The sequence below is a fragment of the Kosakonia quasisacchari genome, assembly GCF_004331415.1.
Taxonomy (GTDB): domain Bacteria; phylum Pseudomonadota; class Gammaproteobacteria; order Enterobacterales; family Enterobacteriaceae; genus Kosakonia; species Kosakonia quasisacchari.
Genome location: NZ_SJOP01000015.1, coordinates 1 through 21,406, shown reverse-complemented (window position 1 = coordinate 21,406; position 21,406 = coordinate 1). Strand labels below are relative to the sequence as shown.

21 protein-coding genes are annotated in these 21,406 nt (G+C 53.8%); 9 read left to right on the top strand and 12 right to left on the bottom strand.

From position 1 onward, the window contains the following. Window positions 1–7 precede the first annotated feature (7 nt). Window positions 8–937, bottom strand: coding sequence for a 2-dehydro-3-deoxygluconokinase (gene kdgK, locus E0L21_RS16350; protein WP_131411318.1), 930 nt, complete (start codon window positions 935–937; stop codon window positions 8–10). Window positions 938–1,168: 231 nt separating this feature from the next. Here kdgK and pdeH point away from each other — a divergent pair, with 231 nt between their 5' ends. Both pdeH and E0L21_RS16340 read left to right on the top strand, forming a co-directional pair. Then, complete coding sequence (gene pdeH, locus E0L21_RS16345; RefSeq protein ID WP_131411316.1) at window positions 1,169–1,939, top strand: cyclic-guanylate-specific phosphodiesterase; 771 nt, start codon at window positions 1,169–1,171, stop codon at window positions 1,937–1,939. A gap of 67 nt (window positions 1,940–2,006) precedes the next feature. Next, window positions 2,007–4,061, top strand: coding sequence for an AsmA family protein (locus tag E0L21_RS16340; RefSeq protein ID WP_131411314.1), 2,055 nt, complete (start codon window positions 2,007–2,009; stop codon window positions 4,059–4,061). 50 nt (window positions 4,062–4,111) lie between these two features. Here the strand turns inward: E0L21_RS16340 and E0L21_RS16335 are convergent, their stop codons facing one another. From E0L21_RS16335 to E0L21_RS16320, 3 genes are all read right to left on the bottom strand, one after another. Further along, on the bottom strand, window positions 4,112–5,428 hold the full coding sequence (locus E0L21_RS16335; protein ID WP_131411312.1) for an MFS transporter: 1,317 nt from the start codon (window positions 5,426–5,428) through the stop codon (window positions 4,112–4,114). A 272-nt stretch (window positions 5,429–5,700) separates the two neighbouring features. Beyond that, the gene (gene yhjD / locus E0L21_RS16325; protein WP_131411310.1) at window positions 5,701–6,732 is read right to left on the bottom strand and encodes an inner membrane protein YhjD; all 1,032 of its coding nucleotides are present in this window, start codon (window positions 6,730–6,732) and stop codon (window positions 5,701–5,703) included. A gap of 49 nt (window positions 6,733–6,781) precedes the next feature. Next, window positions 6,782–7,684: a LysR family transcriptional regulator gene (locus E0L21_RS16320; RefSeq protein WP_131411453.1), complete on the bottom strand. Its 903-nt coding sequence runs from the start codon at window positions 7,682–7,684 to the stop codon at window positions 6,782–6,784. 119 nt (window positions 7,685–7,803) lie between these two features. Between E0L21_RS16320 and E0L21_RS16315 the strand changes: the two genes are divergently transcribed. Then, window positions 7,804–8,562, top strand: coding sequence for an SDR family NAD(P)-dependent oxidoreductase (locus E0L21_RS16315; protein WP_131411308.1), 759 nt, complete (start codon window positions 7,804–7,806; stop codon window positions 8,560–8,562). Window positions 8,563–8,605: 43 nt separating this feature from the next. On the opposite strand, the gene E0L21_RS16310 is transcribed toward E0L21_RS16315, so the two are convergent. Together E0L21_RS16310 and E0L21_RS16305 are read right to left on the bottom strand one after the other, a co-directional pair. Next, window positions 8,606–9,004: a YdeI family stress tolerance OB fold protein gene (locus E0L21_RS16310; RefSeq protein WP_131411306.1), complete on the bottom strand. Its 399-nt coding sequence runs from the start codon at window positions 9,002–9,004 to the stop codon at window positions 8,606–8,608. Window positions 9,005–9,072: 68 nt separating this feature from the next. Further along, window positions 9,073–9,609, bottom strand: coding sequence for a GNAT family N-acetyltransferase (locus E0L21_RS16305; RefSeq protein ID WP_131411304.1), 537 nt, complete (start codon window positions 9,607–9,609; stop codon window positions 9,073–9,075). A 156-nt stretch (window positions 9,610–9,765) separates the two neighbouring features. Between E0L21_RS16305 and E0L21_RS16300 the strand changes: the two genes are divergently transcribed. Next, entirely contained in the window at window positions 9,766–11,355 is a 1,590-nt protein-coding gene (locus tag E0L21_RS16300) for an STY4199 family HEPN domain-containing protein (RefSeq protein ID WP_131411302.1), read from the top strand. Window positions 11,356–11,469: 114 nt separating this feature from the next. Here the strand turns inward: E0L21_RS16300 and E0L21_RS16295 are convergent, their stop codons facing one another. Continuing rightward, window positions 11,470–13,119 carry an alpha,alpha-trehalase gene (locus E0L21_RS16295; RefSeq protein WP_131411300.1) on the bottom strand — a complete coding sequence of 550 codons (1,650 nt, stop codon included), beginning with the start codon at window positions 13,117–13,119 and terminating at the stop codon, window positions 11,470–11,472. 307 nt (window positions 13,120–13,426) lie between these two features. Between E0L21_RS16295 and E0L21_RS16290 the strand changes: the two genes are divergently transcribed. Then, window positions 13,427–13,834 (top strand): GNAT family N-acetyltransferase, encoded by a 408-nt coding sequence (locus E0L21_RS16290; RefSeq protein ID WP_131411298.1) that lies wholly within the window; start codon window positions 13,427–13,429, stop codon window positions 13,832–13,834. Between the two features lie 30 nt (window positions 13,835–13,864). Here the strand turns inward: E0L21_RS16290 and aguA are convergent, their stop codons facing one another. Beyond that, the gene (gene aguA / locus E0L21_RS16285; protein ID WP_131411296.1) at window positions 13,865–14,947 is read right to left on the bottom strand and encodes an agmatine deiminase; all 1,083 of its coding nucleotides are present in this window, start codon (window positions 14,945–14,947) and stop codon (window positions 13,865–13,867) included. Between the two features lie 3 nt (window positions 14,948–14,950). After that, window positions 14,951–15,835, bottom strand: coding sequence for an N-carbamoylputrescine amidase (gene aguB / locus E0L21_RS16280; protein WP_131411294.1), 885 nt, complete (start codon window positions 15,833–15,835; stop codon window positions 14,951–14,953). Between the two features lie 133 nt (window positions 15,836–15,968). Here aguB and E0L21_RS16275 point away from each other — a divergent pair, with 133 nt between their 5' ends. The 3 genes from E0L21_RS16275 to E0L21_RS16265 all read left to right on the top strand — a co-directional run bounded on the left by E0L21_RS16275 (window position 15,969) and on the right by E0L21_RS16265 (window position 18,170). Next, entirely contained in the window at window positions 15,969–16,862 is an 894-nt protein-coding gene (locus tag E0L21_RS16275; RefSeq protein ID WP_131411292.1) for a LysR family transcriptional regulator, read from the top strand. Window positions 16,863–16,950: 88 nt separating this feature from the next. Continuing rightward, complete coding sequence (locus E0L21_RS16270) at window positions 16,951–17,385, top strand: putative T6SS immunity periplasmic lipoprotein (protein WP_131411290.1); 435 nt, start codon at window positions 16,951–16,953, stop codon at window positions 17,383–17,385. Window positions 17,386–17,561: 176 nt separating this feature from the next. After that, a complete protein-coding gene (locus E0L21_RS16265) occupies window positions 17,562–18,170 on the top strand; it encodes a histidine phosphatase family protein (RefSeq protein WP_131411289.1) in 609 nt (202 codons plus the stop codon). Window positions 18,171–18,186: 16 nt separating this feature from the next. Here E0L21_RS16265 and E0L21_RS16260 read toward each other — a convergent pair whose 3' ends face one another. The 3 genes from E0L21_RS16260 to E0L21_RS16250 all read right to left on the bottom strand — a co-directional run bounded on the left by E0L21_RS16260 (window position 18,187) and on the right by E0L21_RS16250 (window position 20,981). Beyond that, the gene (locus tag E0L21_RS16260; protein WP_131411287.1) at window positions 18,187–18,567 is read right to left on the bottom strand and encodes a hypothetical protein; all 381 of its coding nucleotides are present in this window, start codon (window positions 18,565–18,567) and stop codon (window positions 18,187–18,189) included. Window positions 18,568–18,703: 136 nt separating this feature from the next. After that, window positions 18,704–20,056 (bottom strand): glutathione-disulfide reductase, encoded by a 1,353-nt coding sequence (gorA, locus tag E0L21_RS16255; RefSeq protein ID WP_131411285.1) that lies wholly within the window; start codon window positions 20,054–20,056, stop codon window positions 18,704–18,706. Window positions 20,057–20,138: 82 nt separating this feature from the next. Beyond that, window positions 20,139–20,981 carry a 23S rRNA (adenine(2030)-N(6))-methyltransferase RlmJ gene (locus tag E0L21_RS16250; RefSeq protein ID WP_131411283.1) on the bottom strand — a complete coding sequence of 281 codons (843 nt, stop codon included), beginning with the start codon at window positions 20,979–20,981 and terminating at the stop codon, window positions 20,139–20,141. A 182-nt stretch (window positions 20,982–21,163) separates the two neighbouring features. Here E0L21_RS16250 and E0L21_RS16245 point away from each other — a divergent pair. Next, the coding region (locus tag E0L21_RS16245) for a hypothetical protein (RefSeq protein ID WP_131411281.1) at window positions 21,164–21,406 on the top strand (243 nt) is incomplete at its 3' end.

The following is a 21,406-nucleotide window of genomic DNA, read 5'->3' as shown; positions in this document are numbered from 1 at the left end:
AACACCGTTATTGCGGCATTGCATTGCGCGGAATAATCGCGCCGCGATACTGAATGACCGTGCTGGCGGTTAAATGCCCACGTTTTGCCGCTTCTGTCGCGTCGCCACCGGTCAGGCGTACAGCCAGGTAACCCGCGCTGAACGAATCCCCGGCCGCTGTGGTATCAATCACTTTCTCTTTCGGCAGTTTCACCGCCGGAACTTCCACCAGCGCTTCATCGGCAATCGCCACCAGGCAGGAGTCTGCGCCGCGCTTAATAACCACCTCTTTCACGCCCGCGCGCTGCGTGCGTTCGATAACCTCTTCCACCGGTTTCTCGCCCCACAGCAGGTCTTCGTCATCCAGCGTCAGGAACGCGATATCCGTGCAAGCCAGCATTTGCTGATAAACCAGACGCGTCTCTTCTTTGCTCGCCCACAGGCGCGGACGGTAGTTGTTATCAAAAATCACTTTGCCACCATTCGCACGGCATGCCTGCAACAGTGACAACAGTTTGTTGCGGCTTGTCGGGCTAAGAATGGCAAGGCTGATGCCGCTCAGGTAGAGGTAATCGAAGGTCGCAAGCTGTTCGCAGATAGCCGCAGACTGCTCGCTCTCCAGCCAGAATTTGGCTGCCGCTTCGTTACGCCAGTAGTAGAAAGTACGCTCGCCGGTGCTGTCGGTCTCGATGTAATAGAGGCCAGGCAGGCGGTTTTCCATACGCTGCGTCAGGCTGGTATCGACGTCCTCGTTTTGCCATGCATCCAGCATCTGCTGGCTGAAATTGTCGGTGCCAAGCGCGGTAACATAGTGCACGGAAAGCGCCGCAGGATTGACCTGGCGGGCGATATAAACAGACGTGTTAAGCGTATCGCCACCAAAGCCACGGTTCACTTCCGCGCCTTTTTGCGACAGTTCAATCATGCATTCGCCAATGACGGCAATTTTCCTGGACATAGTCATCAACCTGGATCAGATAAATTAACGGTAGTGTGCGTTGTGGGTGATTCGTGGTCAACTATATTAAAACAACGTTCCAGTATTTTTTTGAGCTAAAGCCTGTTCCTTGCAGATTTCTCCTCGGGGTTTTTAAATTTGCCCTTAGACGGAGCGTAAAGTTATCGACACGAGCGCCGATAACTCATTGACGAATTCCTCCCGGTCATCGCCTTCGACAGGACAGCAGAAATGAAGTTAAAGCAGGTCATCCAGCAGCTCAACATTCCTGAAGCAAGCATTGAAAGCTTGCAGGAGCGTCGTTATTGGCTGCAATGCGAACGTGCTTATACTTATCAGCCCATCTATAAAATCAATGGTCGTCTGATGGCCGTTGAAGTATTGACCATTGTTACCCATCCGTCACAGCCGGAAACGCGTATTGCGCCGGATCGCTACTTTTCCGAAGTGGCGGTGCGCCATCGTGTTGACGTGGTGCATGAACAAGTGGCGCTGCTGGCGGAACAAAAAGAGTTCTTTCTCAGCAATGAGGTGCTGGCCTCGGTGAATGTCGACGGCCCAACGCTGCTGGCAATGCGCCAGGATACCGAGCTGATGGCGCTGGTCAATTCGCTGCCGTGGATCCGCTTTGAACTGGTGGAACATATCCGTTTACCGCAGGACTCGACTTTCGCCTCGATCAGCGAAATTGGCCCGCTGTGGTTGGACGACTTCGGCACCGGTATGGCGAATTTCTCTGCGTTAAGCGAAGTGCGTTACGACTACATCAAAGTGGCGCGCGATCTGTTTATCATGCTGCGCAAAACGCCGGAAGGGCAAAATCTGTTCACCATGCTGTTGCAGTTGATGAACCGCTATTGCCAGGGCGTGATTGTCGAAGGCGTGGAAACACTGGAAGAGTGGCGCGATGTTCAGGATTCACCGGCTTATGCGGCACAAGGCTATTTTCTCTCCCGTCCGGTTCCTTTAGCCAAACTTGAACACGTGATACTCGAACTGTAACCGCTGCCCTTTCCGCGAGCCTCTACTATCTTTATGACAGGTAAGGCTTTAAAGGAAAGGCAGAACGATGACAAAAACGAGTAAAGCGATTATTGCCGTCTTCGCGACGTTGCTGTTGTTGATTGTGGTCGCCATTATCATCATCGCCACATTCGACTGGAACCGCCTCAAACCCACTATTAATGAAAAAGTGTCCACCGAGCTTAACCGCCCGTTCGCCATTCGCGGCGATTTGGGCGTGGTGTGGGAGCGGCAAAAAGAGGAAACCGGCTGGCGCAGTTGGGTTCCATGGCCGCATGTTCACGCCGACGATATTATCCTTGGCAACCCGCCGGGTATCGACGAAGTGACGATGGTGCATTTACCCCGCGTTGAAGCCACGCTCGCGCCACTGGCGCTGCTCACCAAAACCGTTTACCTGCCGTGGATCAAACTGCAACAACCCGATGCGCGGTTGATTCGCCGCTCGGAAAAGCTCAATAACTGGACGTTCACCTTCGCCAGCGACGCCAACAAAGACGCCAATGCGCAGCCTTCCAGTTGGTCATTCCGGTTGGACAATATTCTCTTCGATCGCGGACGCATCGCCATTGACGATGCGCTCAACCGCGCGGATATCGAGATTCTGGTAAATCCCTTAGGCAAACCGCTGCCGTTTAGCGAAGTGACCGGCAAAAGCGATAGCAAAGTCAAAGCCGGGGATTACGTTTTTGGTTTGACGGCGAAAGGGCATTACAACGACCAGCCACTCTCCGGTAATGGCAAAATCGGCGGCATGCTGGCGCTGCGCAGCGAAGGGACGCCTTTCCCGGTGCAGGCCGATTTCCGTTCCGGCAATACGCGCGTGGCGTTTGTCGGCACCCTCAACGACCCGATGAACATGGGCGGTGCCGACCTGAAATTAAAATTTGGTGGCGATTCACTCGGGCAACTGTATGACTTAACGGGCGTGCTGTTGCCGGACACTCCACCGTTTGAAACCGATGGCCATCTCATTGCGAAGCTCAATAATGAAAAGGGTTCGGTGTTTGATTACCGCGATTTTAACGGTCATATCGGCGAGAGCGATATTCACGGCACGCTGCGTTATACCACCGGTAAACCGCGTCCAAAATTGGAAGGCGATGTTGAATCGCGCCAATTGCGGTTGGCGGATTTGGGCCCGCTGATTGGTGTGGATTCCGGCAAAGGCGCTGAGCAGTCAAAACGCACCGAGCAGCAAAAGGGCGAGAAAGCGGGGCAACCGGCGGGTAAAGTGCTGCCCTATGACCGTTTTGAAACCGATAAATGGGACGTAATGGATGCCGATGTGCGCTTTAAAGGTCGCCGGATTGAGCACGGCTCAACGCTACCCATTAGCGACTTGTCGACCCACATTCTGCTGAAAAATGCCGACCTGCGCCTGCAACCGCTGAAATTTGGCCTTGCTGGCGGCACCATCTCATCGAATATCCACCTCGAAGGGGATAAAAAACCGATGCAAGGGCGGGCGGAGATTCAGGCGCGGCGGCTGAAGCTCAAAGCGCTGATGCCGGATGTGGAACTGATGCAGAAAACCCTCGGTGAGATGAACGGCGACGCAGAACTTCGCGGCGTGGGCAACTCCGTGGCGGCGCTGCTGGGCACCAGCAATGGCAACCTGAAACTGTTGATGAACGACGGGCTGGTCAGCCGTAACTTGATGGAGATCCTCGGCCTTAATGTCGGCAACTATATTGTCGGTCAGCTATTTGGCGATGATGAAGTGCGGGTGAATTGCGCTGCCGCGAACCTCGATTTAGTCAACGGTGTCGCGCGTCCGCAAATCTTCGCCTTTGATACGGAAAACGCGCTGATTAACATTACCGGCACCGCCAGTATGGCTTCGGAACAGCTCGATTTAACCATTGATCCTGAAAGCAAAGGCGTTCGTATTGTCACGCTGCGTTCACCGCTTTACGTGCGCGGTAGCTTTAAAAACCCACAGGCGGGTGTGAAACCCGGGCCGTTGATTGCGCGCGGTGCAGTGGCGGCAGCGCTGGCAACATTAGTCACTCCGGCTGCGGCATTGCTGGCGTTGATCTCGCCGTCGGAAGGCGAGCAGAATCAGTGCCAGGCCATTTTGTCACAGATGAAACACTAAGAAGCACGACGGGAAGTTGCCCTCTCTTCAGCGAAGAGAGGGCAAAAAGGTTACAGCGACTGGTGTTTGGTTTCGTGGGTCAACAGCAGCGCGATAAGTGTTAATGTCGCCATCGCGGCCAGGTAAATCCCCACGTACAGCAGACCATAATTCGCCTGCAGCCAGGTGGCGATATAAGGTGCTACCGATGCACCGAGGATCGACGACACGTTATAAGAGAACGACGCGCCGGTATAACGCACTTCTGTCGGGAACAGCTCCGGCAGCAGCGCACCCATCGGGCCGAAAGTCAGCCCCATCAGGCTCAGGCCAATCAGCAGGTAGGTCATTACCATCACCGGGCTACCGGAACCGAGCAGCGGCGGGAAGACAAACAGTGCGAACAGAATAATCAGCGACGTGATAACAATCATGCTTTTACGGCGACCAAACGCGTCTGCCAGCAGGCCAGCCACCGGCACCATCACACCAAAGCCGATCACCGCCATCATTAACATCCACAGCACTTCGTTACGCGGCAGACCCAGACCCTGCGGCGAGGTGCTGAAGGTCATTGAATAGACCGTCATGATGTAGAACAACGTGTAGGTCGCCAGCATGATAAACGTGCCCAGCACGGTGACGCGCATATGTTTGGTCAGCAACGTGCCGAGCGGCACTTTCACCTGTTTTTTCGCGGCGGCGACTTTGGCGAACACCGGTGTTTCATGCAGTGAAACGCGAACATACAGACCAATCAGCACCAGCACGGCAGAGAAGATAAACGGGACACGCCAGCCCCACGCCATAAACTGTTCGTCGGTCAGTAACCAGGAGAGCAGCAGGAAGGTGCCGTTAGCAAAGAAAAAGCCAATCGGCGCGCCCAGTTGCGGGAAAGAGCCGTACAGCGCGCGTTTGCGCGGCGGGGCGTTTTCCGTGGCCAGCAGCGCTGCGCCGCCCCATTCGCCACCCAGCCCCAAACCCTGGCCGAAACGCGCCAGCGCCAGCAGTAACGGTGCCATTACACCAATGGTTTCGTAGCCTGGCAGCAGGCCGATCAGCACGGTTGAGATCCCCATTGTCAACAGCGACGCCACCAGCGTCACTTTACGACCAACGCGGTCGCCGAAGTGACCAAACACAGCGGAACCAATCGGACGCGCAATAAAAGCAATGGCGAAGGTCGCCAGTGACTGTAGCGTGGCGGCCGTCGGGTCGCCCTGCGGGAAGAAGATATGCGGGAACACAATCACGGCGGCGGTGGCGTAAATATAGAAGTCGAAGAACTCGATGGCGGTGCCAATCAGAGACGCAACGACGACTTTATTGCGTGAATTTACCGGCGGATTTTCCTGCTCGTTGTCGAAAGTTGTAGCTGTAGCTTGCATAGAATTTTCTTATTTTTGCGCGAACGAACGACCATATTAGCCACAGCAAAAGCGACATTTCAATCTGTAACAAAGTCAGGCCCAGCGCGAAAAACAGGCAAAAAGCGGATAATTTTCAGACTTACGATTTACCTTCTATGAAATGCTTCACATATTTTTAAAATTAGAGAATAAAACTGGTTTTTGGTTAAATAAAAGTTACGGACTGGATTTTCATGCTGAAATCGCCAGGCGGGCTGAAATATTCCATTTCCTTCAGCCCGATAGCCGCGTTAATGGTGAGTTTTATCCGGCATGCGCGGGTCACCTTTGTACTGCGCGGTAGCGATCCACGCGGCGCAGAACAGGGTCAGGCGAGCAAAGAAGTAGAAGAATGCCATCAGACCCAGCACCGAGCCAAACGCTGCGCCGGAGGGCGATTTCACCAGTGAGGGCAGCGTCCAGGTCATGATAATTTTGATCACTTCAAAACCAATCGCGGCGATAAATGTTCCACGGATCAGCGCCTTTTTACGCGGGCGGTGGCGTGGCAAACGCCAAAAGATCCAAAAGAAAAGCAGATAGTTAGCGAAAATCGAAATGGCCAGACCAATCAGCCGCCAGGCCGGTTTCAGCCATTCAATGTAATCCAGGTGCAACGCGTTGATGATCAACTGCTGCGCCGAACCCGCCACTGACGTTATCGAAAGTGTCACGATCAGCGCCATCAGCAGCCCAATCAGTGAAATGAAATCGCGGAAATATTTTACCCAGATTTTCTCTTCATCCTGCGCGTTACGCTCCCAGACATCGCGCGACTGGGCGCGGATCGCCTCACGCAGGTTGCCGGTCCAGTTCACGCCGGAATAAAGGGCAATAGCCAGCCCGACAATTCCCACCGTTGTGCGCTGCTGCACGGCAATATTGAGGGTGTTTTGCAATGTTGAGGCCATCGTCGGGTCGCTCACACTCATCAGGATTTTATTGAAGATGTCCTGCAATAACGTGGGATGTGAAGCGAGCACAAAACCGGCAGCGGCGAAGCAGACCATCATAATTGGGATCATCGACAGGAACGAGAAGTAGGTGATTGCCGCACCAAACTGGTTACCCATGCGGTCGTTAAAACGTTCAGTCGCGCGGATCAGGTGCGCAATGACAGGCCAGCTCTGGATTGTTTGCACCATGCTGGAAAGTGACGTCAGCGTGTTGTTGATGGCGGCGGGAGCGGAACGTTTCTTTTCGGTGGGCTGCTCAGCCATCTTCCTGACGGGTTCGTAGTCGAGGTCTTGCGTCGGGCGTTTTTCATGATTTTCCGGCGTCATCAGGTCTATTTTCCTTCTCCTGAATGTGTGGTAAGTGAAATTATAGCTGCTAGTGGTCGACGTAATCCTTCAGCACGGTCGCCAGCCACTCCATAAACAGATGTACGCGGCGCGACAAATTACGGCGGTGCGGGTAAATCAGCGAAACCGGCATCGGTTCCGCGCGGTATTGCGGCAGGATCTCCACCAGCTTACCGGCACGAAGCGCTTCGCGTACGCCAACGCGCGGTACCTGAATAATCCCTAATCCGGCAAGGCAAGCGGCTTGATAGGTTTCGGTACTGTTCACCGTCAGTATGCCGCCGGTTTTCACCCAGTTTGTCTGCTTATCCTGGAAGACTTCAAAGCCCGGCGGGCGCGTACCAAGATTTACGGCGTAATGCACCAGCGCGTGGGAGGATAAATCATCGAGCGTCTCCGGGTAGCCAAAACGCGCCAGATAATCGGGGCTGGCGCAGTTAATGACCGACAGCCGACCAAGCTGGCGGGCAATCAGGCCAGAGTCTTTGAGGGTGCCGACGCGCACTACGCAGTCGAACCCTTCGCGAATAATATCCACCAGCCTGTCGCTGCTGCTCAGCTCCAGTTCAATGCCGGGATACTGTTGCAGGAAAGCGGGTAGGCGTGGGATCACCAGATTTTTCGCCACACCGACCGGCATATCGATGCGTAAACGACCGCTGATACTCGACGGATCATGCAGGAACATTCCGTCGAGCTCATCCATATTCGCCAGCAGATCTTTCGCCCGCTCGTAGTAAACCATGCCGTCCTGCGTGAGCTGAACGCGGCGCGTGGTGCGGTGCAACAACTGGGTGCCGAGGTGCGTCTCCAGCGCCTGAATCTGGCGCGATACGCTACCCTTAGGAAGCCCCATCGAATCGGCGGCGCGGGAAAAACTCTCCAGTTCCGCTACGCGGATAAACAGTTGCATTGCGTAAATTTTATCCATCATCACGCTCGATTGTTGCCTGTAATGAAACAGTGAAGCGTAATTTAGCACCTTTATTGTTTATTCGTCAGCTAATAAGCTTTTTCCACATTCTCACATCAGCGAAAACGAGGTTTCTTATGACACAACATATTGCTTTAGTGACGGGTGGCAGCCGTGGCTTGGGTAAAAACGCGGCGCTGAAGCTGGCGGCGAAAGGAACGGGGATTATCCTGACCTATAACAGTAACGCCGAGGAAGCGCAGAACGTGGTGCGCGAAATTGAGCAAAAAGGCGTGAAAGCGGTGGCATTGCAGCTTAACGTCGGCGATATCATGCATTTTGATGCTTTCACCCGTGAAGTCCATGAACAACTGAAATCTGTCTGGCAGCGTGAGACGTTTGATTATTTATTGAACAATGCGGGTATCGGCATCAATGCTTCTTTCGCTGAAACCCGCGTCGAGCAATTTGATCAACTGGTGAACATCCATTTCAAAGGGCCGTTCTTCCTGACGCAAAGCCTGCTGCCGCTGCTGAAAAATGGCGGGCGCATTCTTAACGTTTCTAGCGGGCTGGCGCGTTTTTGCCAGCCGGGCTATGCCGCGTATGCGTCGATGAAAGGGGCGATGGAAGTGCTGACGCGTTACCAGGCGAAAGAGCTTGGTGCACGGGGCATTTCGGTGAATATCATTGCGCCGGGGGCGATAGAAACGGATTTTGGCGGCGGCGTAGTGCGTGATAATGAGCAGGTTAATCAACATATTGCAGCGCAAACTGCGTTGGGTCGCGTAGGGTTACCGGATGATATCGGCGATGCAATTGCCGCGCTGCTGAGCGACGATCTGGCGTGGATGAATGCGCAACGCGTGGAAGTATCGGGCGGGATGTTTCTGTAAAACCGGTCACGCCCGGCAGATTTTCGCTACCGGGCGTGCAGTTTTACTGCTTCTGAAAATGTGTTACCCGGACACGCGCCGGTTGTTGTTTTTTATCCAGCGAGCCGCTGATGCCGACCAGTTCATCCGGAGACACGGATTTACCATCAAACATCGCCATTGGGATATATACCTGAAGCTGGTCAGTTTTGTCGCGGAACAGGTAGATATCGCCGCTCTCCCTCTCAACCAGGTTACCGCGAAGCGAGACGGACGCGCCATCATGCAGGGCTTTCGCCTGTTTGACGGTCATGGTGCGCGCATCTTCCATACCGCGATAGCCGTCATCCATTTTATGCGGCGGCGGCGGCGCTTTGTCCGCTTTCAGACCCGGCGCATCTTCTGCAAATGCCGTCATGGAGAACAGCGCCACCAGGCTGGCGGCGAGCACAATTTTCTTCATAACCTCTCCTGAATATTGCCAGAACACGTTCTTAAGCCTGGCAGAGCATAGCGAAGCATGCTGACGAATTATCGTTTTTCGTCATATTCGTGGTGCAGTAAGCCAAACAGCCAGTCGTTATGCCAGCTTCCCGCTAGCCAGTACGCCTCACGCAGTTCGCCTTCGAGAATAAAACCTGTTTTTTCCAGTAAGTGCCGGGATGCGTGATTTCCTGCCGTCACGGTGGCGGTAAGTTTGCGAATCCCCCCTTCGTTAAAGGCGAAGTCGCACAGCGCTTTTAACGATTCCTGGCCATAGCCTTTGCCCTGAGCTGCTGCGGCGAACAGGAAGCCGACCTCGGCGCAATCATCCTCCCGGTGAATATAACCGGTTACGCCAAGCGGTTCGTTTGTCGCGATGTCGCGTACCAGCAGGCAGAGCCAGTGCCGGCTGCCGGGGGACCAGGGAGTAAGCCGGGCATCGAATGCTTCGCGGATCTCTTGCTCACTGCGGCCATCGGCAACATAACGCATCACATCGGGGTTTTGTTGCAGCGCGAGAAAGAATGGCCATGCTTCTTTTGTTATTGGCGAGCAGGTCAATCTTGGGGTAAAAAGTATTAACACAGTGAATATCTCCTGCTGTTTTTTTTCGGCTTGAAAGCACTGTCACTGATAATAATCGTCAACTGAGCTATCTTTTACCTATTCATAAATAAAGAAAAAATTAAGCGCTCAGGTTGGCCAGTTAATTGTTTCTTCAGTTGTACTTAAAGGAAAATAATGACTCTTTCTGCCCCATTAAATACGGGTGAACAGTTTGAAAAATGCATTGCCATTATTCGCGAGGCGTCTGTTGAAATCTTACTGCTACTGAATGTGCATTTCGATGAAGGTAAAGACCCGCGCTGGTTTTTGGAACAACTGGATGTTGCGCGCCTGAGTTTGGGTGGCTGGGGCGCGGTGGCTAAACGACTTAAACTCAACGATGCGGAATTAACACAGTTCACTTTACAACTTCGTCATTTACAGCAGCTCGTTCCGCGGTATGAGAACGGGCAAAATGTGACAGAAAATCAGCTTATTGCGGCACTGCGATTTATCAGCGCGCTGGAAAACCTGCGTAATAAGCAAAAGTTGCTGAGCTACAACACCGCCTTGCCGTCGGATGAGGCGCAGCAGCGGCAAGGGTTACAGCAATTACGCGCCATGGAAGCGATGATTAAATCGCTGGTGATGCAGGTGTGGCCGGATAGCGAAAAGCTGCGTAATCACCTGAAAACACAATTTGGTGCCGATCGTGTGCGGCGCTGGCTGCGGCTTGGCGATCACAACGATGTGCTGAGCGGTATGCGGTTTAGCGAGTTGGCACTATTACTGGTCGATAAGAAAGAGTTTAGTCAGCACTATTCCCGGTTGTTCAATGACGCCTCGGAACTGAATCTGTTGCTGGATACGCGCAAAACGCTGCACGCCTTTCTTGATGATATACGGCAGATGCGATCGAATGTCGTGTCGGGGCAGTCGCTAACGTCCAACCAACTGATTTTACTGAACAGCTATTACCCGCAAATTAGCAGCCCGGTTCAGCGTGCGTTTGATGAGGGGCGAACCAAAACGAATCCTGCGGAGTTGCTGAGTGAGGCCAGCGGAGATTTAGACGCATTCTGGGAGCAGACGCGGAAAAAAGATCGCGCTGCCGGAGGTGATGCGATGCCGATGCGTGACAGTATTGATAAGCCTGCAAAACGGTCAGTGCGTAGCCGCGAAGAGCGCGACCAGATGCTCTCTGGGGTGCTATGGAGCGCTGTCGGCGTGATGGTGTTGCTCATGGCGATTGGCGCATTCTGGATATTTTCCAGCGACATTTCTGTGCCGGTGACACGTGAAGCGCACATTACCGTGCCGATTGCCGAGGATCGCGACCGAACCTCGCCGAAAGAGGAGCTTAGTCGCATGGGGCTGTCTCGTGATGAAAACAACTTCCGTTCGGCTATCGATCGCAATGACACGCGCGTAGTGTCGCTGTTTTTACGTACCGGGATGAACTGGAAGCTGTCATGGACAGAAAATGCCATGGTGGCAGATTACAACGACGTGCTGGATCTGCTGCTGCGTTACCGTCTGCAAATGGATGAAAATCGCCCCTGCCGCCGCTTTATTACTACGCTGACGCATGAAATGGCGACCAATAACAAGAAGCTGACCTCTATTAACCGGGATTATTTACGCGCTTTTTGTACTCGTCCACCGGTTGTGGAACGCCAGCGTTATGAGATGGAACAGGCGCAGTTGCGTTATGAAGCCGATCCTTCGGATGAAAACCGAAAATGGTCGGATATTCAGACCTCTATTTATGATGTGATCGATTAATTTTTCAGGTACATGCGTTCCCGTTGCGAACAGTAAATTGGCACATCCTGGCGCTTACAAGCGTAAGTGACCGGGATGTGCCAATGCGCTAATCTACAGGGCCAAAATGCCAGCTTACGGTTCGCCGTACAAACCGATAAGGCGGCGCACCACACCGTTCGTCCAGCCAAAACCATCCTGTAATGGATACTCACCCCCGCCACCTTCGCGCGGCGTACTGCTGGCAATGTGATACTTCTCAATCAGTTTGTGGTGCTGCTGATAATAGTGATTCACTGTTTGCAACCAGCTATGGGCGATTTCGTTGCCCAGCGAGTCGTTACCGTACATTTTGAAGCCCTGAATCGCCATCCACTGCAGCGGTGCCCAGCCGTTGGGCTTATCCCACTGTTCGCTGGTTTCGTATTCTGTTGCCAGAATACCGCCTGGGGTAAGCAGGCGCGCTTTCACCGCCTCTGCCAGCCGGTCTGCCTGCTCATGGGTCGCCATACCGACATACAGCGGCACAATACTGGCCGCGGAGAATAGCGCCATCTCTTCACGACGCCAGTCATAGTCGCGGTAGCAGCCATTTTCATCGTCCCACAGATAACGGTTCACCGCCGCGCGGCGATCGCTCGCTTTTTGGCGGAACAGCGCTTCCCGTTCTCTGTCGCCTTTCAGTCCGGAAATATTGGCGATAGCGCTTTCCAGTTTGAACAGAAACGCGTTCAAATCAATCGGGATAAACTGCGTGGTGCGAATGCTCGCCAGCCGTTGCGCATCGCGCAACCAGCGTGATGAATAGTCCCAACCGGAAGCCGCGCCTGCGCGCAAATCGCGATAGACTTCACTTGCTGGTCGCCCGGAATGACGCGCGGTTTCAACGTCCTCAAGCCAGGACTCGTCGCGCGGCGTGTCGCGATCGTCCCAGTAGCGGTTGAGCAGCGAACCGTCCGGCATACGCACCGTGTGGCGATACGCCTGGTTCAGCGCCAGCGATTCCGCGCCATCCATCCAGAATGCGTATTCCATTAACAGGTGATCAAGGTAGCGCCGCGCACCGCGAACGCCATCCTCTTCAAACAACTCGACCATCAGCGCAAAAACCGGTGGCTGCGAGCGGCTCAGATAGTAAGTGCGGTTTCCGTTCGGAATATGGCCGTAACGCTCAATCATCCACGCGAAGTTATCCGCCATACAGCGCAGCAAGTCGTCGCGACCGCTCTCCGCCAGGCCCAGCATGGTGAAATAGGAGTCCCAGTAGTAGGTCTCGCGGAATCGCCCGCCGGGCACAATGTAAGCCTGCGGCAGCGCCAGCAGGGAAGACCATGGAATGTGATCCTGCGGCTCGCGGGTGAGTATCGGCCACAACTGGTCGATATGCTCTTTTAACGAGTTCTCCGGGTTGGAGACGTACGCTTTGGAATAATCCTCCGGCATCCAGAAATGCGCTTTCACGAATTGGCGCAGATCGAACTCCGGTTTACGTTTGATTTTGCGATAGCGAATCAGAATATCGAGCGGATCCATTTTTGGCGCGCAGTCGGGAAAGGTTTTGCTGTCGGCAAAAATGCGCGACGACTGCACGTGTTCAAACAGTTCAAGGTAACGATCGGCAGGGGTTAGCGCGTCGGACGCGGGTAACCCTTCGATCATTTCTGGCTCCGGCTCCGCCTCGATCATTTCATCCAGTTTTAACTCGCACGGATCGGTTTCGTAGACGATCTCTTCCTCATTCACGAACTCGACGGATTCTGCGCTTTGTAGTTTCTGGTTGAACATAAGGACTCTGGCCTCCGGATGTCGTCGTAAAAAATTACGGGTGTTGCCCGGCTATCTATTAAGCGTAGACATTCGCTTCGATCCGTGAAGGACGAAGTGTGCGGTCGATCACGTTTTAGCGCGGTATAAAATTAACGCAAAACCCCACAACTTACTGATTAATAGTGTATAAAACGTACAGAAGCAAAATCAACGCAGCGGCCAATTTAGGAGCATTCGTTTTGCAACGATTTGTGAATAATCGCCTGTCGAACCTCATTATGGGTTGTCGCGGGTAACTCTCCCCGAAATGACTGAGGAAAATCCTTTGCAGCTCGTCTCTATTACGTTAGAGCAATGTCTCAATATCCGCCATACGGTACTGTGGCCGCATCTTGCCCGCGATGCTTCGCGCGTAGAAGGCGATGACGAAGCCCGCCATTTTGGCATGCTTGAAAACGGGGAAATTGTCAGTTGCTTGTCGGTTTTTATGCATGATGAAAGGCGGTGCCAAATCCGTAAATTCGCCACCTTGCAAACGTATCAGCAGCAAGGTTATGGCGGTTTTCTGTTGCAGAATGTGCTGGAAAAGTTAGTGCAGGCGGGCGTGGAGTTTGTGCAACTGGATGCCAGAATTTCGGCGGCGGCATTTTACGCGCGCTTTGGTTTCATGGCGCAAGGCGAACCGTTTTATAAAAAAGAAGTGCAGTACATTCGCATGTCACGCGCGTTGTAAAACCCGGCGGCAAACACCGCCGGGTGCTGATTAACGCGGGATTTGCTGCGTAATACAGTGGATATTGCCACCGCCGAGCAAAATCTCACGCGCCGGAACGCCAGTGATGACGAAATCCGGGAACATCTCTTCGAACAACGCCTGCGCCGCGCCGTCGGTCGCCGGGTCCAGCAGCGGGTAAATAATCTGCTGATTACTGACCAGATAGTTAACGTAGGAACCGGCCAGGCGGTTGCCTTCGTGGCGTTCAATCGCCGTGCCTTTTTCGACATCGCTGGTTTCTTCAGCGCTGGCGAACAGCGGCAGCGGAGACGGCACTTTCCACACTTTCAGCGTGCGCCCTTGCGCATCTTTGGTGCTTTCCAGCACCTCAAGTGCGGCAATGGAGCGCGCGTACTGCGGGTCGTTCTGGTCATTCGTCCAGTGCAACGCCACTTCGCCAGGACGAACGAAACAGCACATGTTATCGATATGACCGTCGGTTTCGTCATTGAACACGCCTTCCGGCAACCAGATTATCTGCGACACACCCAGGTAATCGCGCAGTTGCTGTTCGATCTGCGCTTTGCTCAGGTGCGGGTTGCGGTTCGGGTTCAGCAAACATTCTGCGGTGGTCAGCAACGTGCCTTCGCCATCGACGTGAATGGAGCCGCCTTCCAGCACCAAATCTGTGTGATAGCACGGCAGATGGTGGTAATTCGCCACCTGCCCGGCGACCAATTGATCGCGATCCCAGCTTGCATACAAACCGCCATTCAGCCCGCCCCAGGCGTTAAACGTCCAGCTAATCCCACGCTTTTCACCGGCGTTATTGACCACCACGGTCGGGCCCGTGTCGCGCATCCAGGCATCGTCGCTTTCCATTTCTACCAGCGTCACTTCCGCTGGCATGGTGGCGCGCGCTTTGGCCATTTCGGCGGCAGGCACGCCCATAATCACCGGCGTGTTGCGCGAAATCGCTTTGGCGACAGCGGAAAACGCCTGCTGCGCCGGCGCAGCGTCGGCACGCCAGTTATCGGTGCGGTAGGGCCAAATCATCCAAACCGCCTGATGCGGCGCCCATTCCGCCGGCATGGCGAAACCATCTTTCACGGGCGTGGTCAGCTGTACCATTGCTTAGCTCCTTACGCTGCCATCGGAGGTGGCAATCGCGCTGTACATATTCGGACGGCGATCGCGGAACAGCCCCCACGCGGCACGCTGTGCGGCAATGGCGTCAAGATCGAAGGTGTGCACCAGCACCGCTTCGTCGGTTTTGTTTGCCTGCTCGACCAGCTCACCGGTCTGATCGGCGATGAAGGAGGAGCCGTAGAAGGTCATTTCCAGGCCTTCGATGTATTTGCTGGCTTCGGTGCCAATACGGTTAGATGCAATCACCGGAATGACGTTCGCGGCGGCGTGGCCCTGCTGCACGCGCGTCCAGTGCGGCTGGCTGTCGATATCCGGGTAAGCCGGTTCAGAGCCAATCGCGGTTGGGTAGAAGATCACTTCTGCGCCTTGTAATGCCAGGCAGCGTGCGGTTTCCGGGAACCACTGATCCCAACAGATGCCGACACCGATTTTTGCATAGCGGGTGTTCCACACTTTGAAACCGGTGTCGCCAGGGATAAAGAACTGTTTCTCCTGGTAAGCCGGGCCGTTCGGAATATGGGTTTTACGGTACGTGTCCAGCACGCTACCGTCGGCGTCGATCATCACCAGCGAGTTGTAATAGGCGTTATTGCACTTTTCAAACAAGCTCAGCGGCAGCACCACTTCCAGCTCTTTAGCCAACGCAGAGAAGTGTTTGATCAATGGGCTATTCGCCACTTCCTGCGCCAGCGCGTAGTGTTCCGGGCTTTGATCGATGCAGAAGTAAGGGGCGGCGAACAGCTCCTGAATCAGGATCACCTGCGCGCCTTTGCTGTGTGCTTCACGTACCAGACGCTCAGCGTTTTGAATGTTCTTATCCAGATCCCAGCTACACGCCATCTGCGTTGCGGCGACGGTTACATTTCTCATAAAAAACTCTCCCGTTGTTCTTGATTCAGGCAGTGCAAATTGTCCGCACTTATTTTGCTGCAAACTATAGCAACGAAATACGTTATGCATAAAATGTATTGTTATCATGAAAACATGAACGGGATGCATAGTGGTGATCGACCTGAATTTGCTGCGGCTGGTGCCAATACTGGCGAAAGAGAAGAGTGTGACCCGCGCGGCGCTGAAAGCGAATCTGTCGCAATCTGCCTTTAGCCATGCCCTGAACCGCCTGCGCGAGCAGCTCAACGATGAGATGTTTATCCGCACGCGCAACGGTATGGAACCGACGCCTTACGCCGCAATGATGATCCCGGTTATCGAGAGCGCGCTCAGCAAGCTGGATACTGCCACACGTGGGCCAAGCCACTTCGATCCGCTGCGCGATGCGCACACCTTTTATATCGGCGCAGTGGATTACTTCGAGTTCATGTTTATGCCGGTACTGACCGCGCGGTTTAAAACCATTGCGCCGAATGTCCGGCTCTCGGTGGATATTCTTTCGGAAACCATCAAGGTTGAGCGAGTAGAGCAGGGGCAACTGGATGCGTTTATTGGCGTCGATAACGTGCAGCATATCCCGCATTATTTTAATAAACATAAACTTATCTCTGACCACTTTGTCGCTATCGCCTCTGTGGAGCGCACCGATTTGCCGGAACAGCTCACGCTTAAGCACCTGGTGAGTGAGGCGCAAATCCATTTACCGGCGGTCAGTTCCGGCGCGGATCACATTGACGGCTGGCTACTCGAACAGCACCTTTATCGCCCACTTGCGACGGTGGTACAAAGTTACGCCGTTGGCGGGCGCGTGGCGGTGGCGACCGGCTACTTGATGTGCGTGCCGTTTCGCATCGCCAGGGAGTTGGCGACGATGTTACCGCTGCGCATTATGCAACTGCCGGAAGGCGCGCCCTCGTATGATTTGTTATTGCTTACCCATCGATTATTCGACTACCAACCTGCGGTGCAGTGGCTGGTTAACGAACTGAAGGCGGCGAGGATTTAGCGGGAAAAATGATTTCAAATAAATCGTATTGCTTGAATGCTCACCTAAAAAGAGCAGAAATGTGTTTTTATTTTCCCGGGAACGGATTATGAAAATATGCGCTAAATATATTCCTTTCTTGCTTCTACCTTTGCTTAGCGGTTGTCCAATGGGGGATCGGCTGGACCAGCGATATAAGCCAGCGGAGACCACCTCTATCGAATTGAAGAGTGAGCAAATTTGTTTTGGGATCCTCTCTGCTGAAGATTATCAGCCTGTATTTATCAGCATTGCACCGCGCCACACTCCTCATAAAGAGCGTTGGTATCAGCAATATCCTCGCTTATCTGTGAATAACGGTGAAATGTGCATTCCGCCTGGTGTTTATAAATTTCCCGAGAAAGGGCAGTTTGTGTCTAGCTTCACGCTGGAATCGAAAGAAAAAGCAAAAACTACTGAATTTAATACCCGCCGTTTTGATACCGCTTTTGAGATAAAAGAGGGGCACGCAACAGTAATCAAGGTTGATAACAATGAGTTTTAAAAGAGACCAATGCTTCGCTTTGGTACGGTATTTCACTGGCAGGCATAAAGCAGGATAAAAACTACGTAAGCAAAGTTGATTTTTCCCTGTGTAAAATGCGGCTTCATTACTTTTTATAAGAGCCTGGCTCGGATGGGTGTGATTCTCTTATAACTTTCGGATGGATATACCGGGATATGAAAGCGCTATTGATTCGCCATCCGCAAACTGAGTGGAACCGGGCGGGCATAATCCAGGGGCGGCTCGATAGCCCACTAACACCGCGCGGGCATGAGGAGAGCCATGCTTTGATTCGTGGGCTGCGGGAGGCGGGGATTCGCCCTGAAGTTATTTTCTCATCGCCGCTCGGCAGGGCGCAGCAGATGGCTTTGCTGATTGCGGAACAATATCAATGCGATATCCAGTTTGAAGAGGCCTTACAGGAGCAGCATTTCGGGGCGTTTGATGGCCGGTCTCTGCGCGATATCCGCCGGGAGTTTCCCCGTTTCGCGGATGATGAGGCTTTTCAACCGCCGCAGGGGGAATCACTGGCGCACGCCGCACAGCGGTTGCTCGACTTTTTACATCGCTTGCCTGATATCTGTCCACTTGCCACGGTAGCACTGGTTTCGCACGGGCAAATTATGCAGGGGGCGATAGCGCAATTGCTGGAAAATTCGCTAGAAAACGTGGCGCGTTACTATCATCCCAATGCCAGCTATTCGCTGCTGGAGATTAACCACGACGCCTGCCGGGTGATGCGCTGGGGCGTCGCCAGCCATTTGCTGGGATTAAAAAGCGGCTAACTTCCGCGCGTGATGTTCATTTCTTAAAAAAGCCGGTAATTTTTTGCATCAACGACGGTTTCGCCTCTGGTGTTGCCCACGACGGGTTTAATAAATCGCCCGGCAGCAGATAGAGGCGGTCATCATCGTCCCGCACTTGCGCCTTCAGGGTTGCGGCGATTTCCAGCATTTTGCAGTAGAGCGGTTCTGCAGGCGATTTGCTGTAGATTTCGCCATCACGCCACTCCAGCCAGCAGGTTTCTTGCCCTTTCCATAGCGCGTAAAATTCACCGTTGCGCCGATCAAAAGCGAGCTCTTCATCCTGATTCACCCGTTGAACCCACTCTTCGCTGCCGATCGGTTGCGTTTCGCTTTCTGACCAACTTTCCGCGCGGGTGATATGCATTTCCCAGCCCATCTGTTACGCCTCTTCCGATGTTTGAATCGCCATATTATCGTGCCAGAAAACATGGCCCGAATAAGGGGTTAAGTAGTATGTAAAAAAAAGAAGCCCCATTTGGGGCTTCTCTGGTGTATCGCTGTAGCGGCGCCGGTTAACGCATGGTGACAAACTCTTCCGCTGCGGTCGGGTGGATGGCTACCGTGTTATCGAAGTCTTTTTTGGTCGCGCCCATTTTCAGCGCCACCGCAAAGCCTTGCAGCATTTCGTCCATGCCGGAGCCGATACCGTGAATACCGACAATTTTCTCCTCCGGGCCAACGCATACTAGCTTCATACGACACGGCTGGCGGTGGGTGGTCACGGCGGTATACATCGCGGTGAAGGATGATTTGTAGATTTTCACCTGGTCATCGCCGTACTGCTCGCGCGCCTGCGGTTCGGTCAGGCCAACGGTGCCAATCGGCGGATGGCTGAATACCACGGTCGGAATGTTGCTGTAGTCCAGATGCTCATCCGGCTTGTTGTTAAACAGGCGTTCGGAGAGACGGCGACCGGCGGCCACGGCGACTGGCGTCAGCTCTACCGCACCGGTGTTATCGCCCACCGCATAAATACCCGGCACGCTAGTGTTCTGGAACTTATCGACTTCAATATAACCTTTGTCGTCGGTTTTCACACCGGTGACCGCAAGATTGAAATTATCGGTTGCCGGTTCGCGACCAATCGCCCAAATCAGGCTGTCCACGGTTTGCGAACGGCCATCTTCCAGCGTTAACGTCAGGCTGCCGTCGGCGTTTTTCACCACTTCTTTTGGCACCGCGTGAGTGTGCAGCGTCGGGCCATCTGCCGCCATCACTTCAACCAGCGTTTCGGTGATTAACGGATCAAAGCTGCGTAGCGGCGCGTGTTTACGCACAAACAGGTGCGTTTCGGCGCCCAGGCCGTTAATCACACCCGCCAGTTCCACGGCGATGTAACCTGCGCCCACCACCGCCACGCGTTTTGGCAGCGCGGGCAGTGCGAAGAAACCGTCGGAATCAATGCCGTGCTCAACGCCTGGAATATTCGGGTGGCTTGGGCGGCCGCCGGTGGCGATCAGGATATGATCGGCAGTGATCGTTTCGCCGTTCACTTCCACGGTTTTGGCATCGACAAAGCGCGCGAAACCCCGGATCACATCGACATTGTTTTTACCCAGCACGTTATCGTACGAGGTATGAATGCGGTCGATATAGGCGCTACGGCTGGCGACCAGCTTGCTCCAGTCGAAGTGGTTTACGGTGGTGTCGAAGCCGTAATCCGGGCCGTACAAATGAATCGCTTCAGAAATCTGAGCCGCGTGCCACATCACTTTTTTCGGCACACAACCGACGTTCACGCAGGTGCCGCCAAGTTCTTTTGCTTCGATCAGCGCGCATTTTTGACCGTACATAGCCGCACGGTTAATCGATGCGATGCCGCCGCTGCCGCCGCCAATAGCGATGTAGTCGTAATGTTTGCTCATGGTTGTTTCCTTAATCCTGAACGAAGTCGAAAATATTCGCGATTGTAGCGCGCAGCCGAAAAGGTTCCACCAATGGCTGCGATTACTCCGGCACGATCTGGTGAATCAGCGTATGCCCGGTACCGGCTGGCACCAGTTTGCTGTGTAGCCACGGCAGCACGTTGTTCATTTGCGCTTCGAGTTTCCACGGAGGGTTAATCACAATCATGCCGGACGCAGTCATCCCGCGCTGATCGCTGTCCGGGCGCACACCCAGCTCGATTTGCAGAATATTGCGAATACCGGTGGCTTCCAGATCGCGCAGCATGCGTTTGATTTGCTGGCGCAGCACCACCGGATACCACAGTGCGTAAACGCCGGTAGCGAAGCGTTTGTAACCTTCATGGATACCACTGACCACCGCCTGGTAATCGGTTTTAATTTCGTATGGCGGGTCGATAAGGATCAAACCCCGGCGGGAAACCGGCGGCAACTTGGCTTTTAACTGCTGATAACCGTCGCTGCGCGTGACGCGAGTGCGGTTATCTTTCTGGAACTCCTGGCGCAGCAGCGGATAGTCGCTCGGGTGCAGTTCAGTCAGTAGCAGGCTGTCCTGTTCACGCAGCAGTTCGCGGGCAATCAGCGGCGAACCTGGGTAATAACGTAACTGCCCGCTACGGTTGAAATGGCGCACCACGTTCATGTACGGCTCCAGCTCAGCCGGTAAATCCTCTTGCTGCCAGATACGGGCAATGCCTTCCAGATATTCGCCAGTGCGTTCTGCATGTTCACCGGAAAGCTGATAGCGCCCGGCACCCGCGTGGGTGTCGAGATAGAGAAACGGTTTCTCTTTTTCTTTCAGCGCTTCGATGATCAGGCTCTGAACGGTGTGTTTAAGGACGTCGGCATGGTTGCCAGCGTGGAAGCTGTGGCGATAACTGAGCATGGATACTGAGATTCCGGAAAATAAACGAGATTTCGCACAGTTTACCGCAGATTGGTGCAGATTACTGTATATGCCCCTTACGAATGGATTAATGCAGCTTGATGCAGCATCCAATGTAACGAACCCTATTCACTATACTGAGTGAGGCTATATCGCGTAACGAAACGTAAAGAGAGGATAGTATGACGCTATTTACCGCTACACCTACAGTCGCGGTGCTTGGTAATCGAGGACAGACGGTACGAAATATTGCTTATCACCGTCATCCGAATACACCGGATGTCACCGACGAACGCATCACTTTTCATCAGTATGACACGCGCGGTTTTCTCGCCCAAAGCCGTGACCCACGCCTGCATGAGACCGGCTTATCCAACGTTAACTATAGCCATGATCTAAACGGCACCGTGTTGCGAACGCAAAGC

Bases quoted from the DNA above. Each gene is read 5' to 3' on its own strand.
- kdgK (WP_131411318.1), bottom strand. From the start codon at position 937: ATGTCCAGGAAAATTGCCGTCATTGGCGAATGCATGATTGAACTGTCG.
- pdeH (WP_131411316.1), top strand. From the start codon at position 1,169: ATGAAGTTAAAGCAGGTCATCCAGCAGCTCAACATTCCTGAAGCAAGC.
- E0L21_RS16340 (WP_131411314.1), top strand. From the start codon at position 2,007: ATGACAAAAACGAGTAAAGCGATTATTGCCGTCTTCGCGACGTTGCTG.
- E0L21_RS16335 (WP_131411312.1), bottom strand. From the start codon at position 5,428: ATGCAAGCTACAGCTACAACTTTCGACAACGAGCAGGAAAATCCGCCG.
- yhjD (WP_131411310.1), bottom strand. From the start codon at position 6,732: ATGACGCCGGAAAATCATGAAAAACGCCCGACGCAAGACCTCGACTAC.
- E0L21_RS16320 (WP_131411453.1), bottom strand. From the start codon at position 7,684: ATGGATAAAATTTACGCAATGCAACTGTTTATCCGCGTAGCGGAACTG.
- E0L21_RS16315 (WP_131411308.1), top strand. From the start codon at position 7,804: ATGACACAACATATTGCTTTAGTGACGGGTGGCAGCCGTGGCTTGGGT.
- E0L21_RS16310 (WP_131411306.1), bottom strand. From the start codon at position 9,004: ATGAAGAAAATTGTGCTCGCCGCCAGCCTGGTGGCGCTGTTCTCCATG.
- E0L21_RS16300 (WP_131411302.1), top strand. From the start codon at position 9,766: ATGACTCTTTCTGCCCCATTAAATACGGGTGAACAGTTTGAAAAATGC.
- E0L21_RS16295 (WP_131411300.1), bottom strand. From the start codon at position 13,119: ATGTTCAACCAGAAACTACAAAGCGCAGAATCCGTCGAGTTCGTGAAT.
- aguA (WP_131411296.1), bottom strand. From the start codon at position 14,947: ATGGTACAGCTGACCACGCCCGTGAAAGATGGTTTCGCCATGCCGGCG.
- aguB (WP_131411294.1), bottom strand. From the start codon at position 15,835: ATGAGAAATGTAACCGTCGCCGCAACGCAGATGGCGTGTAGCTGGGAT.
- E0L21_RS16270 (WP_131411290.1), top strand. From the start codon at position 16,951: ATGAAAATATGCGCTAAATATATTCCTTTCTTGCTTCTACCTTTGCTT.
- E0L21_RS16265 (WP_131411289.1), top strand. From the start codon at position 17,562: ATGAAAGCGCTATTGATTCGCCATCCGCAAACTGAGTGGAACCGGGCG.
- E0L21_RS16260 (WP_131411287.1), bottom strand. From the start codon at position 18,567: ATGGGCTGGGAAATGCATATCACCCGCGCGGAAAGTTGGTCAGAAAGC.
- gorA (WP_131411285.1), bottom strand. From the start codon at position 20,056: ATGAGCAAACATTACGACTACATCGCTATTGGCGGCGGCAGCGGCGGC.
- E0L21_RS16250 (WP_131411283.1), bottom strand. From the start codon at position 20,981: ATGCTCAGTTATCGCCACAGCTTCCACGCTGGCAACCATGCCGACGTC.